The organism is Leisingera sp. ABM4_103, assembly GCF_056158685.1.
In genome coordinates this window covers 3,127,931-3,142,423 of record NZ_JBSWTU010000005.1, presented here as the reverse complement: position 1 = coordinate 3,142,423, position 14,493 = coordinate 3,127,931, and the positions used below count along the sequence as shown (strand labels likewise).

Here is a 14,493-nt window from a genome sequence, read left to right as displayed (position 1 = left end):
CCGGTCACCCGGCCGGGTCAGGCGCGGTAACGCACCTGAAAATCCAGCATCTGAAGCCGGATCACATCGCCGCCGGATTCGGAGGAACCGTCCCGGCGGGATATCTCTTTGCAGCGGATCACCGACCCGCCACGAAAACTTGTCAGGGTTTGCGACACTAGCGGCACGAGGCTGATCAGGCGACCATAACTCTCGGCGGCGACGTTCACCTGAACGCGCGCTGTCTCAATATCCACCCGGTCTCTCAGCGAATATGCAGTCACGTTGCTGATGCGCTGCAGGCTGATGCGCGGAAAGCCAACATCACCCGCAAACGCTCCCCAGACCACCGGGTGACCAAGCGCCTTCAGGAGGTCCTTCAGTTCGCCTTCCATGCTCATTTGGCGGCCCTTTCCGCCTTCCGCCGCGCGCGCTCGACCGTCTTTTCAATTTCTTTCCAGGTCTCACGTTTCAGGGTTTCCAACATCGCTGCCTTGTTTGCGTCCCAAGCCGGGCGCATGAAGGGCCGCGCGGGCATTGCGCCCACAGATTTGCCGGTCTTCTTGTGGAAACGCTGAGCGGTCCCGAACTCATAAAGATGCGCATGCGGAGCATCGCCTCCGTCCGGCGTGACCGGCCCCACATACAGGGCCAGCTTGCTGCGGCCCCGGTCAGCACCCGCTTCCCGCTTCTGGCGCGCCGTCAGCTTGCTGGTGACGGCAACCTTGAACTTTCCTCCGGCCAGATCCTCCGCGGCTTCCGCCACCGGCTGCAGCGTCTTTTTCATCGCCCGCCGCATCGCGCCCTTGGCAGTCCCGCGGGCCAGCTCCGCAAGCGCGCGCTCGATGTCGCCAGCGCCTTCGATCTTGAATTTCATGGCCATATCAACCCGCTCCCCGCACCAGTCGCCAGGCCGTGATTTCCAGCCGTTCGCGGTATCCGATTTCCTTCACCCCGGTGATCCGCCAATCATCCCCCTGGAACCGCAGCCGGAAGGCGCCGGTGACCGCCGCAAGCTTTGCGGTCCACAGAACCTGAAACCGGGCGTCTGTTTTCTGCTCAACGGCAGCGGCGCGCAGCCGCTCGCCGTCGCTCACCGGGTGATAGGAAGCCCAAGGATTGGCATATTCAGTCCAGCCCGCCGCTTCCTGTTCGCCCGCTTCGTTTTCCTCGAAGGCCGCTTTCAGGATGACAATGCGGCGGTCACGCTGTGCGATCCGCATCACCGCCACCAGGTCTTGAAGTTCGAAACCAGCCTGTTGATCGACAATGGCACCTCGACGGGGGCGCCCTCAAACACGACCGGTTCCCGCGCCTTGAAGAGATGCGCCGCGAACAAGAGCACGGCATGGCAAACCGGCTTGGGCACCAACTCTGCGGCGGTACCGTATCCGGCAATATACTCGATCCGCAGCGGCGCCCGGTGCTGCCCGGGCCGCGGCCAAGCCGACACCGCCGCGACGCGGAACCTGCCGTCTTCCTCATACAAATCAAAGGCAAAGGCGGGCACATCCTCCCAAGTCCCGGCCGAGGTGAACACCTCGACACTGTCCACACTGGACACCGGCGACAGGAATAGCTCGACCGACTGCCCCTGTGCAGGCACTACCGGGAAGGTTTCGCGCCAGGTCTGACTGATCAGCGCCCGGCCCAACTCGCCATCGGCACCGTCAAACTGCGCAACCGCGGTATCAAGGCAATGCTGCAGGAACTCATCATCATCGCCCGGCTCCACGCGCATATGCGCCTGCAACTTGGCGAGCTCCACCGGCGCAACCGCAGGCGGGCTGATAAGGGTCAAGGCCATTGGGCGATCCTCCGAGGGTCTGCACCGCAGCAGCACTGAGCTGCTGCGACTTTGTTCAGGGTTTCGACTTGCGTGCGGATTTGGCGGTGGCCTCGGTGGCCTCGGTGGCCTCAGTGGCCTCGGTGGCCTCGGTGGCCTCGGTGGCCTCGGTGGCCTCGGTGGCCTCGGTGGCCTCGGTGGCCTCGGTGGCCTCGGTGGCCTCGGTGGCCTCGGTGGCCTCGGAACGAGGTGCGGGCGGCTGGGCGTCCGCGTCAACCATTTCCGCGTACTGCGCGCGGATCAGGTCTTTGCCCAGCTCATCTGCAACGGTGGGCGTCTGCCCAACAGTAAAGCTGCCGAACGGACCGGCGCAGTTGGTGGTGATCTTGATTTTCATGGGAAGCCCTCAGGAATAAAGGAAGAGATAGGGCGGCCCCGGAAGGGACCGCCGATCAGAAGCCGCGTCAGGCCGCCATCTGCAGGGTCTTGATCGCCTTGGTCTGCGCAGGTGCGCCGTCGATCCGGTGAACGCCCATGATGCCGAGGTTCGGGAAGAACTTCTCGCGGGCGACGCCGATCAAGGGGTTGCCCACCTTGCGGACGTAGTATTCCGAGAAATCCCCGAAGGCGATCGGCTTGGCGCTGGCCGAGATCTGCGCCATGGCCTGGTTGAAGGACACCGGCTTGTTGTTCAGCGTGGCCGGCACACCCTTGGTCACGTCGCCATCCGACCAGATGTAACGCCCGTTCGTGTCCTTCAGCTTTCTCAGCGCCTTGACGGTCTGGTCATGCATCTGGAAGCGCACCTTCGGGCCGCCGCGGTATGCCGGGTCAACCGAATGCTCAAGGTCCATGATTTCATCGAAGGTCAGCGCCCCCGCCGCCGCCGCGGTCCAGCCCACCGGCGCGCCGGTGACAAAGCCCAAAGGCTCATTGGTGCCAGACCCGACTGTCAGCCAGGCATTACCCTTGCGGCCAATGCGCTCGCCGATCAGTTTGGCCAGCAAGGCTTCAAAACCAAAGGAGGAATCCTGCGCCAGCTCAAAGGACCATTTGATCCAGGGCGTCACAAGCGCGTAGGCCAGCAGCGAGGTCTTGGCCAGCACGATATCGCCGGAGTCATCATCCACACCCTCGTCTCCTTCGGTATGGGGGTTCGCTTCCTCGGCGGTGTCATCGACCTTCGGCAAGTCGAAGGGGGCGCCGTTGGAGAGGTTGATTTCGGTGGCGATACTGCTGTCCATCATCGGGCCGTGTGCCGCGGCCGCGATGTTGATCGAATTGGCAAGCGTGGTCGGCACGAGGATGCCGCCGTTGGCGCCGGTGCCGGTGGTCTGCGTCCGGATCTCGCGGAACCCGGAGCGCAGTGCGTCGCGAGCCTCTTTGCTCAGCTCGGACAGGTCGGCGCCGGAAGCCAGATACTGGCGGAACGCCTCGCGGTATTCGTCGCTGACGTTGTCGCCGGGCACGTGGCTGCGATCTTCCTGGCCGGGGCGGCGCTCTTCGCGCTCTTCGCGCTCCCGCATTTCCCGGCGCTGTTCTTCCTCCTGCCGGGCCTTGCAAGCACGCTCTTCGCGGTCGGCCTCTTTCACGAGGTCATCATACTGGTCCATCATCGCATCGAACTTCTCGTTCGCCGCGCGCGCCTCATCCTTCGGCGTCTTCTCATTGATGCCGTCCCGGATGCCGGTGGCCTCGGTCAGCAGTTTCTGCGCCTTGTCGCGCAGCTCCTTGATCTTCGACATGTCAAACCCTTTCGGTTGTCTGGAAACTGCGCTTGCCCAAGGCGCGAACTTGCTGGGCGGGGCCAGTCAGGCCAGGCCGGACAGACGCGCGCGCATCTGCATCTGGCGGCGATAGAAATCGCTGTCGCCGCCCAGGGCTGCAGTCTTCGACCGCAGCCCGATTTCGGTGCCGTCATAGGCGGGGTCCGTCACGATCGAGACGTCGAACAGCTGAACCGAATGAATTGCGCGCAGGGCATGATCGCCGGTTTCGTCCCAGGTCTCTTTGTCGGCAATGAAGGCAAAGCTCATCTTGGACATGTCGCCCCGCTTCATCTTCGGCAGGATCCGCTGCACGTCCGGATCGGACGGGTCCAGCGCGGTTTCCACCCGCAGGCCGCGCTGATCCTCCGCCAGCGTGAGCGTGCCGGACGAGGTGCGCGCCAGCGGCAAGCCCCCGTGATCCACCAGAAAGGTCACGTCATCGCCGCGTGACAGCGCTTCGGCAAAAGCCCCGCGCTCGATCACCTCGGCCCAGCCCCAGCGGTCCAGCGGGCCGATCTCCGCCCGCTCTCCGAATACGGCAGCGTAGCCGGTGACATTGATCAGATCGCTCCCGGCGTCGCCGTCGCGCAGCTCGATGGGCGCGACGGCGCAGAAACGCACCTCGCGTTGCGGGTCGCTCATGGCGGCCTCCTCTCAGTCTGTGTCGGTTTCCTGTTCGGCCGCGCCCTCATTGGCCCCGGCGTCATCGTCAGCTGCGGAATCCGCCGCGCCCTTGGCGAAGGCCTTGCCGGCCAATTTAATCGGGACCGTGGCGCCCTGCACCAGCAGCGTATCGCCGCCTGGTAGAGGCGCGCGGTTCTCCAGCGCACGGCCTTCATTCGGCGTCATCAGCCCGTTCTGGATCGCCTTCACGATTGCCTCGATCCGGGTCTTGAAGTCGCCGCGCATGATACCGTCGAGGTTCAGCTTGACGTAGCGCTTGGCCCCGCGCCCGAAGATCTTCAGCGTGAGTTCCTGCTCGAACTTCTTCACCCAGCGCCGCAGCGTGTGCTTCACCAGGTGCAAATCCTGGTGCTCAATGTTGTTGTAATTTCCCTTGCTCAGTTCCTGCAGAAAGACCGGCGGCAGCTGGTAAATCCGCGCCGCCTGCCCGACCGCAAAGATCTGCACCGGCGTCAACTGCATCTTCTCCGGATCATCGCCGAGCCGCACCAGATCATGGCCGCTTGGAATGGGCAGCACCGGCTTACCTTCCTCTGCGGACCGGCGCGTCACCTTCATCAGGTCCGCCGCCGCCCGCATCATTTCCTTGGCCGCGGTGAACGGGCCTTTCAGCACATAGGGCGGCACGCCGTTTTTGCCGAACACCGTCAACGCATAGCGGTTGGCGTTCAGCCCTTGGCGGATGGCGCTGGCGCAGGTCATCACCGGGTTGTGGTGCCCCACGTGATCCGGCTTCAGCAGGAACGCGATATCGATCACGTCCTTGCCCTCGTAGGTCTTCACCTTGCCGGACGGCTCCCGGTAATCGTAGAACAGCCGTCCCTTCATCTTCCGCACCGTGGTGCGGTCATATTCCATCGGGAAGAGATTGACCGCCCTGCCACCGCGGCGCTCAATGTAGGTATAGGCCCGGCCCGGCCCGAACACCTCCGCAAAGAAGGTCTCGCGCCAGGAGAAACTGGTGGTGCTGTCATTGACCGCAGCGCCCAGCACATCGGCCACACCGCCCGTCACCTTCTTGTCGCCGCCCGGCTCGCCGGATTTCTCGAACACCTCGACCGGCAGGCCCGCCATGGCCGCCGACAGAAAGTTGATCGCAGCCCAGACGCCGGGCAGCGACAGAGCCTCTTTCATAGTGACCCCTTCGGCCACCTCTCCGCTCAGCACTTCCGCGATCGAGGCCTCGCCGCTGTCCATCATCACCTGCGCCCGCGTTTCCACCGGTGCCGCAGCCTGCGCCGGTGACCCGCGCCGGAAAATTCCCGTCAGTCCCAAAGTGTGTCCTCCAGCGAGTAATCGTCATCCGCCCAGGGCGATTGTTCCTGCTGCCCGCGTTCCCGGCACAGCGCCATGCCAACGGACATGCCAAGCGACACCATGCCGTCGATCCGCCCGTGCGCCTTTTCCTTGTCGAACATCCGGTGCCCCGTCCGGTTCTCGGCATAGGTGACCGAGGCCGCCATGCTGTCGAGCAGCGGGTTCTTGGCCACGGTCAGCCGGCCGTCATAGATCGCGTTCTCCAGCTTGTTGATGGAATCCGGCATCCACAGGTAAATCTCGACCTCCTGCCCCGGATTGGTCGGATCCGGCACCTTTTCCAGCACCCGCTTCTGGAACCCCTGCGGATGGATCTCGGTCGGCAGCACTAGCCCCTTTTCTGTGAGGCTATCCTTCAGCCGTTCCAACCCGTACTGGTCGCAGGCGATCACCTCCGGCTGATAGCGCGAGTTCAGATCCGCCAGCGCATCCGCCAGCCAGGGGTATTTCAGCCGCTCACCCGGCACCGCCTCGATAAACTCTCTGTCCGCCCATAACTCATAGGGCGCTTGATCCCGCGCCGAGCGGTCCAGAAGCGTATCCTTCGGCGTCCAGAACCAAGTTTTCGACACCAGCTTTTCCGCGTCCTTGGTAGCGTCCAAAACCCAAGTCAGCGTCAACGCCGAAAAGTCCCGCACCTGGCTGAGATCGAGGCCGCCAAAACAGGGGTAGCCCGCTTTGGTCAGCGCCTCCGGGTCCACATCACCATGGCAGCCCGTCCAGGCCTCGCGCTTGATCGCCGCCTTCACGGATTGCGTCCACTGGCAGAAATGCAGCCGCGCGATGCCGTTGCGTTTGCCCGGCATCATCTTCGCTTGCTTGACCACATCCCGCAGGTAGTCTTCTTCGATCGTCTCCCCCAGAAGCGGGTTCACCTTTGGCCAGCAGCTCGGGTCATTCTCCCAATCGTCGCCCTCGTCCAGCGAGCAGATGAAGGCAAAGGTGCTGTCATCCTCCTGCACGCCAGTCACAACGTTCACGCCGTGCTGATGCTCCTCCCAGCAGATCGACTTCTTGTCGGTGCCGGAGTTCGTCGCCATGCACAACAGCGGCTGCTTGCGGAACTTGAAACCCCGCTCCAGCATGTCGATCACGTCCCGGTTCGGATGCTCATGCACCTCGTCCGTCAGCGCGCAATGCGGGCGCGGGCCCGACTGCGCCTTTTCCGCCGACAGCGGCTTGAACTTCCGCTTGTCACCCCGGCGGCCAACATAGGTCATCTGCCAGACCGGGTTTTCGCCCTGCTGCCCCACCCGGCGCTTCAGAGTCGGCGACTGATCGACCATCGCAACCGCGTCCTGAAACAGGATACCCGCCTGATCCTTCTTGGCCGCCGCCGCATAGACCTCGGCCCGCGGCTCCCCGTCCGCCACCAGCATGTATAGACCGATGCCGCCGAGCATGGGCGACTTGCCGTTGCCCTTGCCCTCTTCGTCATAGAAGCGCTTGAACCGCCGCAGCCAGGCGCGGTGCGTGGCGCTGTACTTCTTCCACCCGAACAGCGAGCCGATGCGAAACGCTTGGCTCGGGTGCAGGTGGAACGGCTTGCCTTCGAACTGCCCGCCGTTCAGCCGCAGCACATCGGGAAAGAAATTGATCGCCCGCTTCGCAGCCGCCAAATCCCACTTCAGGCCCCGCTTCGGCCCTTCTACCAGATCGCGCAGGTGCCGCGCCGCCGCCGCCCGAACATACGGCCCCGCAACGATCTCCCTGGCCACCACATCCTGCGCCCAAGCTGTCACCGGGTCATCCTCGTAGGAGACCGGCGCGACCGCATCGGTCACGTCAGATAGCTCTCCGGCCCGTTCGGGTCAGGGAAATTGAACCCCATCTGCCCGCCGCCGGACAGTCCCCGCTCCGCCGCGGGTGTCATGCCAAAGTCATTTGCCAGCGCCCGGATCTGCCGGAAGGTCTCATTGAGCTGGGCCACCTCCGGGCGCGCCTTCAACTGCTTGCCGTTGCGGGTCTCGCTCTCGTAGGTCTCGCCGGTTTCTTCCAGCTCCAAAGTCAGCCGCTCATGCCGGACCACCGCGGCGCAGAGCTGGCGGAACATGAACACGTTGTGCGGCTTCAGCCGGTCAACGGTCGGATGACACAGCGGCAGCGCCAGGCGGTCAAAGGTCCAACGCAGTTCGCCGGTCAGCCCTTCCGGCCGCAGCTCCTCCAGGCGGGACCGGGCGCGCTCATCCAGATTGTGCAGCTGGCCGCCGTCTTCGGTGAGCGGCACAACCTTTTCTTCTGCTGGTTTCCGCCCCCGCATAATCCTGCCTAACTCCCTATCCCGTGTGGCTTTTTCTATCCAATTTCGACTTTGCGCACAGAAAGGTTCCCCCTCCGGTTTCCACCGAAAGCGGATTTTCTTGCGCCCCTCCCCCTCCCACTTGAAAGGCGGCGGCCTTATTCGTTGGCCGGATGCATCGGGTCGAGCGGCCAGCCATCTTCGCCGCGCTCTTCCGAGTAGCCCCGTGTTTCCAGCCGCTGCTTGTTCTGATCGTGATCATCCGGGCAGAGCGTCTGCAGGTTTTCCGGATCCAGAAACAGCGCCTTGTCACCGCGGTGCGGCACCAGGTGATCCACCACCAGAAAGCGCCGCCGCGGATTGGACTGCTGCTCGCCCGACGAGGTCAGCGAACCATCATTGATGATACTGCGACGCAGGCACGCACGGCACAGCGGCTCCCGCTGAAGATGCTGAGGCCGCAACTGCCGCCGCCAAGCTGAAAGGTTGTAAAGGTGGTGGTACTCGCTCCGAGCCGTCATAAGCGCACCCCCAAAGCAAAAGCGCCCGGCAGTTTCCTGCGGGCGCATTTCGTGATGATGCATATTCATTGGCACGCAGATGATGTTAGCGTCAAGCCCCGATTATCGGAAAAGGCGAACAGGCAGATTTGATCTTACGTTTTCCCTCGCCACAACCTCCTGATCTCTCGCCACACCCTAAGCGCAACTAGAATTAGCAACAGAAAGTCCCGAAGGCTTGCCACCCACGGCATAAAAGACTGAATAGTCTCCATCATCAATATCTCCAGGTCCGTAAACACCCAGGCGTTATTCATGATGGTCGAGCTGGCAGGATTAGATCCTGCTACCTTCCGTCCCCCAGACGGACACGCTACCAGGCTGCGCCATAGCCCTTGGGAACGAACTTAATCACGATCGTAAATGTTGCAACCCCTGACACCGTACTTTCCCCTGACCGGCCCAGCCATCGCATCCAGCACACCGGCCAGCGCCCGCGTCACAGCTTTCACATTGTCGCCGTTGACCGACCAATGATGCTTGCGCAGGACGTCGCTAATCGTCCTGTCATGCAGGCAGACCATATCCACCAGGGCGCGGTTGCTGATGGCGCCGCGCGTGCCGCGCTTGGACGGGCGCACCCTCCGAACTTCCATCGCAACTCCGTCACCGATGCGGCGCCGCAGCCGATCAATCTCTTCCCGATCCCGCAGCACCGCGTCAATGAACTCGCCACCCTGCCCGCTGCCGCCCGTGCGGATTGCCTCAACCGAGGAACAGCGCACACCCGCGCTTTCGTACCGCTCCAGCAGATCCCGGTAGTGACGGCCCATTGCAACCTGCCCGGCCGAGAACGGCGCAAGCTTTTTCTTCCGCGCCGCGCTGGCCGCCATCACGTCAAAGGCATCCGCCATTTGCATTGCCTTCCGGCCCTCAAAGCCTGCAGGCTTTGCCTCATAGCCCTTTTCGCCAGAAGGATAGAACTGCACCGGCTCAAACACCCGGAAGGCACCCCGCGCCGGGGCCGCCGGTATCCGGTCGCCACACTCCGCCGGCACATCCCCGCGCGCCTTCACTGCATCGATCCGCGCCGCCTCTTTCTTTTCCCGAAGCTGGCGCGCCGCCAGGTATTCTTCAACCGGCGTCATGACCGCCTCACCATCTGCGGCCACCACTGCTACATGCTCGCTCACGCCTGCATCCCTTCTTTCAATCCAGCCCCTTCCCGGGCCGCTTTGCCTTCCATCACCCACGCCTCGCACTTCTTCAGCGTGCGCTCATACCAGCGGACGAAATCTCCCTGGTCGTGGATATCCGGGAACCCGCGCGCGCGCCGTTCCATGATCTTCTGATATTCGCTGTTGAACTCTGCAGCCTGCCGCCGCACCCTGTCTTTCTCCGGCCCCTTTGCCGGGGGGCGCTTATTGTCCCGCCAGAACAAGTATTCCGCCAGCAGCACACCGTCCCGCATTGCCTCTGCCCCGGCGCGGGACCGGTACCACCCCAGCAGCTCCGGCAGCTCATCTAGCGGGCGGCACTCCAGTGCCTCCGCCCAGCCCATCACCGTTGCGCGGCAAGGCCAGAAGCACTTGGCCGAGCCCTCACCCTTGGTCTGCAGGGACTGTTGCAACGCAATCAGCCCCTTGTCGCTCATGTAGGCGATGGAGTCCGCCAGCCGGTCCAGCATAGCCCTCTGCCTGTCCTCCGGCGTGCCCTTCGGAAACCTGAAGCCCAAGTCCTGCAGCGGCTGTATCACCAGCCGCCGCACCCGGGCGCGCTTGCTTTCAGTTTGGTCACTGCACATCAGCCTTCACTGCTCCTCTTTCTCTGCCTGCACCGGTTGCCGTTTCGTCCGTCCAACTGTCGTGGGGGTAAGGGGGTTCTGATCTGATCTGGTCTGTTCGCCGCGGAAAAAAGCGTGACAGTTTTCAGGCAAAAAAAATGTCATCGCCGCACCCCTGCACTATATGTCGAGCCGGGCGGCCTTCCGGACACAAGCGGACTGTCCGAATTCTGTCCACCAACTGTCCCGTGACTGTCCGCGGACTGTCCGCCGGACGCTTTTGGACACTCCGTCGACTGTCCCACAGTGTCCAACCGGACCGGGCGGACATTTCCGAGAACACCGGCACGAGTAGCTGCATCCAAGACGTTTTTGGTTGTGAGCCGTGCACCATCCGGCAGCTCATCAAGCACCATGTCCTGCAGCTCACCGAACTTGGCGCCGTTCTCGGACACGCCCAGTTCCATCAGTTTCTTCGCCAGCCGCTCGCGCGTCTTGCGCATGGCATCCTTTGTCCGCTTGCCGCGTTTCCGGCCCCAAGCATCTTCCACCAGAGGCACGATGCGCGCCCAATACCGGCGCCCATCAGAATGCAAAGGCCACAACTCCAGCGCTTCGCGCAGCTCATCGTGCCCGACACTGCGCGGAACGATCTGCTCAATGGCATGGACAGTGCCCGGCAGAGATCCCGCGGGCGACTGCCGCAGGCTGACGGCATAGAGGCGGAAGAGAGCCCCCAGCCCGGCCGAGGACAGGCCAACCGCCCATTCTTCGACGAGCCAATCAATCGGCATATCGATCCGCTCGAATCCTCCCAGCGAAACTTCCGCCTCGATCGGCGGCTCCGGGTAGTTGTCGAACCGGTTCACCTGGTCCTGCATTGCCCTGCCCTTCCTCATATTATCGTTCCAACCCGCCCTGCAGCAGGCCGCTAGCTCCGGTCAGGCCGCGAACAACAACGGGGCCATGTCTGCCCACTCAACAATATCGAACAGCTCACCCGAGTTGTCGTACCGGTCATGCGAAAAGCAGCCTTTCATGCCGCCGGTTGTGTTTCCCCCGGCAACGATCCGGTTAGGCGTGTCTGACAAGAGCATATCCGCCTGCACGTCCAGCGCAGGCAGAACTTCCCGCATGTCGCCAAGGTACAGGGTGCAATCCCCGATAACTTCTTTGCGCTGCCAAGGGTCAGCCATCGGCGCCCCCGTCCAGCAAATAAACCGGCTTGTGATCCGTCAGCGCCAAGCAGACCGCCCGCCACACACAGGCCGACCGCTGCCAGCCGGGCACCGGCGGCACAATCACCAGATCAGCATAGCGCAGCACCTTTTCCGGCTCCGGCACGTCCCGCCCGGCCTCAAAGGCCAGATAGGCGGGTGCCAGCGGCAGAAACCCAGCTGCCGCGGCCCGGTCCATCCAGATCATCGCCGCATCGGCCGCCTGACCCGGCCCGCCGCAGACGTTCGCAAAGGGCGTTGCCAAACAAGCAAGCTTGCCGCCCGCATCTGCGGCCACCTCAGCCAGGCGCGCGCGGCGGCTCAAAAGCCCGACAGGCTCCCAAAACCAGCCCAGCCAAAGCCAATCGGGCACCACCGGGAAATCCAGCGCAGTTGCTGTCAAATCACGCATGCCCCGCCCCCGCAGAAAAAGGGGCGCACAGCGAGACACCCGCTGCGCGCCCTAGTCCAACAGGGAGGAAAAAGGGGGCTGCTTGCAGGTACACCTGCCCCCGTTCGGTGTGTCCCCGAGGTCTGCCCACCTCGACACCTGCAGCAGATCCGCAGACAACCGGGGCTTGTTCGCCGTCTCGATTGCCTGCATCGTCCGAGGCGCCAACCATCTGGTCGAATGAGGATTCCCTAATGAGCGACGACGATAGCATCTCAATCTCCGTCAACGGAACCAGCCGCTCGGTCCTTTGCGGCCTGTGCCGCAAGCCGATAAGCTGGGTAGGAAAAGTGGACACTGAGACCGGCCAGGCAGGATGCATCCCCTGTGGAAACACGGCGAACGTCAAGAAGGTTGCCAAGGCGGCGGTTGAGTTCGCCAAAGACGAGGGGCAACTGCTTCTCAATCGTGCTATGCGCGATGTCGCGAGAGACAGCAAATTCATGAACTTCACGGGCCAAACACAGCATAAGAAAGCGCACGCCTTCATCGTTCAACTTGATGGCAGTGAGTTCGGCCTCTGACAGGACACAGTGGCCGCTTTCTGGACGGACGGTCACTGAACAGCACCTGCAAAACCTTCACAGACAACCGGGACTTGTCCGCCGCGCCGTTTGCCTGCACCTTTTGCGGGAGCCAACAAATTGACGAAAAGGATTCTTTGATGCCTTCTGTACGGCACCTTGCAACTGCCTTGATGCTCGCAGCAACCACGTCCCCTACCACTACATTCGCCAACGCCTGCGCCGCGATTGAGAATGATTTGGATCGCCTCGCCTGCTATGACAAAGAGGCCGGTGTGACACCCACTCAAACAGTCAGTAAACCGCCCGAAGGCAACTGGAATGTCCGGGTCGACAAGTCTGAGTTCAAAGACACAACAGATGTTTATGCCTCGCTTCAGTCCGAAAATGAGTTGTCGTGCAGAAGCTACGGAGCGGCACAAAAGGCAACGCTCCTCTTGCGTTGTTCCGAGAACACCACTGCGATCTACATTGCAACCGATTGCCACTTGGCTTCCGGCGTGGGCGGGTACGGGCGGGTAGAATATCGCTTTGGCGACAAACCCGCTCACACTCGGGAATTTGATGCCAGCACTGATAACGCGGCTCTTGGCCTTTGGACCGGCAGCAAAGCCATTCCATTCATAAAGGCAATGACTGGAAGCGAGCGCGCAATCTTCCGTTTCACTCCCTACGGCCAAAGCAAAGTTGTTGCGCGGTTCGATATTACCGGCATTGAAGAGGCGATCGAACCATTGCGGAAGGAATGCGGCTGGTAATTGACCACTATATAGACAGGCATTGCTCATCACGCTGCACTCGCCAACGCATCACCGAAAAACGCTGCCGCGCCCGGATCGGTCAGCATGACCAGAAGCGCGATGTGGCTGGCCGGGGCAGTGACCGCACCCCACCAGTTCAGCGCGGTTTGAAAGCTCACATCGCAGAACAGCGCAACCTCGCGCGGGCTGCGGAACCGGGCGCGGAAGTAGGCCGACCAAAGATCAGGCGCGCTAGCCTTCAGCGCATATGGGTCAAACTGATTTGACCAAGACTTTTGACTGGCTGCCGCGCCACGCTCAGCGCATGGCACATCATTGTTCACAATCAGGGTCAGGCTGGGGCGGTTCATGCTGCCGCCTCCGCCGGGACCGCATCACCGGCAGGTGGCGGGTTGTCCGCCATATGCTTGCGGATCTTGTCGACGGTGTGCAGCGTCGGGCTGCTTTCCCCGCTCTCCCACCGACCCCAGGTTGCACCGCCGCCCGCACCCGCCTTCTGAATGACGGTCGAGGGCTTTACCCCAATAGCCTCCGCATAGTTGCGGATCTGTGAAAGAAACTGCTCCATTCCACAGGTGGTAGTTCATTAGTACTACTTCGGTCAAGTTCAATTGTCCGATGGAAATAGGGCAAAAAACCTTTTCTGATTACAACCATGACCCCAGACGACATCAAAGAGCCATTTCTGCGGAAACTTCGCCAAGTGATTGACGAAGATCCTGATCTCACCGAGGCCGGGCTTGCCGTCAAGGCAGGCCTAAACAACAGCGCCATTCGCGGGATGTTCAAGAATGCAGACAAGCGAAGCCCTCGCATTGATACCGCCCGCAAGATATGCGCCGCCCTCGGAACGACGCTTGAAGAATTCCTCAGCGATGCGAGGACCGAAGAAGAGAAAGAGATAGCTCGCCTAGTGATGAGGCTGCCCGAACACCTGCGCCAGCAGCTACTAGGCTATGGACGAGGTCTTGCTGACGCTGCGGATCAGTCTCAGCGAGAATACGGCGAAGATGAACAATAATTTCGTAATCTGACAACACTTAAGTCTCCGGTTACCCACCCGGGAGAAAACTCCATTTTATCATTCAATTCCGTGCTAATAGAGGACATAAATGACCCCTAAACGCCTTAAAACCATCACCGCAGACGGCAGCGACGGGCGCGTCTACACTATCCACGAATGGGGCCACCCCCGCCCGTCAGGAAACCTGGGACGCACTGATCTCATCACCAGCGACGGTGATCGCTGCAACTTTAAACGAGACGGCACGTTTGAGGTGGTGAAGACCGGTGTCGTCCTGACACCGCGGGACTAAGTCGTAGGCCCGCCACTCCCGAACCTCGGAGCCATCAGAGCGTATTCGGACATGATCTGACACGCACAGGATTGCGCCGTCGATATGCACGACAACCTCCCCCAGGGGCACCGGCACAAGCGCTCCGGCCTTCAATTTCCCGTCATCCACCTGATCTCTCCTTTACG

The 14,493-nt window shown here is 62.1% G+C and carries 22 protein-coding genes and 1 tRNA gene; 4 read left to right on the top strand and 19 right to left on the bottom strand.

The annotated features are described in order from the left end of the window. Nucleotides 1-17 precede the first annotated feature (17 nt). The 17 genes from ACXAED_RS17230 to ACXAED_RS17150 form a co-directional block, all read right to left on the bottom strand. Complete coding sequence (locus ACXAED_RS17230; protein WP_475051726.1) at nucleotides 18-380, bottom strand: hypothetical protein; 363 nt, start codon at nucleotides 378-380, stop codon at nucleotides 18-20. Then, nucleotides 377-862 carry an HK97-gp10 family putative phage morphogenesis protein gene (locus tag ACXAED_RS17225; protein ID WP_475051725.1) on the bottom strand — a complete coding sequence of 162 codons (486 nt, stop codon included), beginning with the start codon at nucleotides 860-862 and terminating at the stop codon, nucleotides 377-379. The genes ACXAED_RS17230 and ACXAED_RS17225 overlap by 4 nt, the downstream gene beginning before the upstream one ends. 1 nt (nucleotide 863) lies before the next feature. Continuing rightward, a complete protein-coding gene (locus ACXAED_RS17220) occupies nucleotides 864-1,202 on the bottom strand; it encodes a phage head closure protein (protein WP_475051724.1) in 339 nt (112 codons plus the stop codon). Next, a complete protein-coding gene (locus ACXAED_RS17215) occupies nucleotides 1,202-1,786 on the bottom strand; it encodes a head-tail connector protein (protein WP_475051722.1) in 585 nt (194 codons plus the stop codon). The genes ACXAED_RS17220 and ACXAED_RS17215 overlap by 1 nt, the downstream gene beginning before the upstream one ends. Nucleotides 1,787-1,841: 55 nt before the next feature. Continuing rightward, nucleotides 1,842-2,162, bottom strand: a complete 321-nt coding sequence (locus ACXAED_RS17210; protein WP_475051721.1) for a hypothetical protein — start codon at nucleotides 2,160-2,162, stop codon at nucleotides 1,842-1,844. 67 nt (nucleotides 2,163-2,229) lie between these two features. After that, nucleotides 2,230-3,510, bottom strand: a complete 1,281-nt coding sequence (locus tag ACXAED_RS17205) for a phage major capsid protein (protein ID WP_475051719.1) — start codon at nucleotides 3,508-3,510, stop codon at nucleotides 2,230-2,232. Between the two features lie 66 nt (nucleotides 3,511-3,576). Further along, on the bottom strand, nucleotides 3,577-4,176 hold the full coding sequence (locus ACXAED_RS17200) for an HK97 family phage prohead protease (protein ID WP_475051717.1): 600 nt from the start codon (nucleotides 4,174-4,176) through the stop codon (nucleotides 3,577-3,579). 12 nt (nucleotides 4,177-4,188) lie between these two features. Next, nucleotides 4,189-5,493, bottom strand: a complete 1,305-nt coding sequence (locus ACXAED_RS17195) for a phage portal protein (protein WP_475051716.1) — start codon at nucleotides 5,491-5,493, stop codon at nucleotides 4,189-4,191. After that, nucleotides 5,484-7,319, bottom strand: a complete 1,836-nt coding sequence (locus ACXAED_RS17190) for a terminase large subunit (protein WP_475051715.1) — start codon at nucleotides 7,317-7,319, stop codon at nucleotides 5,484-5,486. The genes ACXAED_RS17195 and ACXAED_RS17190 overlap by 10 nt, the downstream gene beginning before the upstream one ends. Then, a complete protein-coding gene (locus ACXAED_RS17185; RefSeq protein ID WP_475051713.1) occupies nucleotides 7,316-7,762 on the bottom strand; it encodes a P27 family phage terminase small subunit in 447 nt (148 codons plus the stop codon). Before ACXAED_RS17185 ends, ACXAED_RS17190 begins: the two co-directional genes overlap by 4 nt. A gap of 170 nt (nucleotides 7,763-7,932) precedes the next feature. Next, entirely contained in the window at nucleotides 7,933-8,295 is a 363-nt protein-coding gene (locus ACXAED_RS17180) for an HNH endonuclease signature motif containing protein (RefSeq protein WP_475051712.1), read from the bottom strand. A 298-nt stretch (nucleotides 8,296-8,593) separates the two neighbouring features. After that, nucleotides 8,594-8,670, bottom strand: a tRNA-Pro gene (locus ACXAED_RS17175). Between the two features lie 11 nt (nucleotides 8,671-8,681). After that, nucleotides 8,682-9,467: a hypothetical protein gene (locus ACXAED_RS17170; protein WP_475051711.1), complete on the bottom strand. Its 786-nt coding sequence runs from the start codon at nucleotides 9,465-9,467 to the stop codon at nucleotides 8,682-8,684. After that, nucleotides 9,464-10,078: a hypothetical protein gene (locus ACXAED_RS17165; RefSeq protein WP_475051710.1), complete on the bottom strand. Its 615-nt coding sequence runs from the start codon at nucleotides 10,076-10,078 to the stop codon at nucleotides 9,464-9,466. Before ACXAED_RS17165 ends, ACXAED_RS17170 begins: the two co-directional genes overlap by 4 nt. 140 nt (nucleotides 10,079-10,218) lie before the next feature. Next, complete coding sequence (locus ACXAED_RS17160; RefSeq protein WP_475051709.1) at nucleotides 10,219-10,938, bottom strand: hypothetical protein; 720 nt, start codon at nucleotides 10,936-10,938, stop codon at nucleotides 10,219-10,221. Between the two features lie 60 nt (nucleotides 10,939-10,998). Beyond that, nucleotides 10,999-11,253 carry a hypothetical protein gene (locus tag ACXAED_RS17155; RefSeq protein WP_475051708.1) on the bottom strand — a complete coding sequence of 85 codons (255 nt, stop codon included), beginning with the start codon at nucleotides 11,251-11,253 and terminating at the stop codon, nucleotides 10,999-11,001. Continuing rightward, nucleotides 11,246-11,686, bottom strand: a complete 441-nt coding sequence (locus tag ACXAED_RS17150) for a hypothetical protein (protein WP_475051707.1) — start codon at nucleotides 11,684-11,686, stop codon at nucleotides 11,246-11,248. The genes ACXAED_RS17155 and ACXAED_RS17150 overlap by 8 nt, the downstream gene beginning before the upstream one ends. Nucleotides 11,687-11,919: 233 nt before the next feature. Here ACXAED_RS17150 and ACXAED_RS17145 point away from each other — a divergent pair, with 233 nt between their 5' ends. Beyond that, entirely contained in the window at nucleotides 11,920-12,249 is a 330-nt protein-coding gene (locus tag ACXAED_RS17145; RefSeq protein ID WP_475051706.1) for a hypothetical protein, read from the top strand. Between the two features lie 140 nt (nucleotides 12,250-12,389). Beyond that, nucleotides 12,390-13,007, top strand: coding sequence for a type VI secretion system-associated protein TagO (locus ACXAED_RS17140; RefSeq protein ID WP_475051703.1), 618 nt, complete (start codon nucleotides 12,390-12,392; stop codon nucleotides 13,005-13,007). 29 nt (nucleotides 13,008-13,036) lie between these two features. Here the strand turns inward: ACXAED_RS17140 and ACXAED_RS17135 are convergent, their stop codons facing one another. Together ACXAED_RS17135 and ACXAED_RS17130 are read right to left on the bottom strand one after the other, a co-directional pair. Beyond that, complete coding sequence (locus tag ACXAED_RS17135) at nucleotides 13,037-13,360, bottom strand: hypothetical protein (RefSeq protein WP_475051701.1); 324 nt, start codon at nucleotides 13,358-13,360, stop codon at nucleotides 13,037-13,039. Beyond that, nucleotides 13,357-13,578, bottom strand: a complete 222-nt coding sequence (locus ACXAED_RS17130; protein ID WP_475051699.1) for a helix-turn-helix domain-containing protein — start codon at nucleotides 13,576-13,578, stop codon at nucleotides 13,357-13,359. The genes ACXAED_RS17135 and ACXAED_RS17130 overlap by 4 nt, the downstream gene beginning before the upstream one ends. An 87-nt stretch (nucleotides 13,579-13,665) precedes the next feature. On the opposite strand from ACXAED_RS17130, the gene ACXAED_RS17125 reads away from it, so the two are divergent. Then, nucleotides 13,666-14,031, top strand: a complete 366-nt coding sequence (locus ACXAED_RS17125; protein WP_475051697.1) for a helix-turn-helix domain-containing protein — start codon at nucleotides 13,666-13,668, stop codon at nucleotides 14,029-14,031. Between the two features lie 91 nt (nucleotides 14,032-14,122). Next, entirely contained in the window at nucleotides 14,123-14,326 is a 204-nt protein-coding gene (locus ACXAED_RS17120) for a hypothetical protein (RefSeq protein ID WP_475051695.1), read from the top strand. The last annotated feature ends 167 nt before the right edge of the window (nucleotides 14,327-14,493 follow it).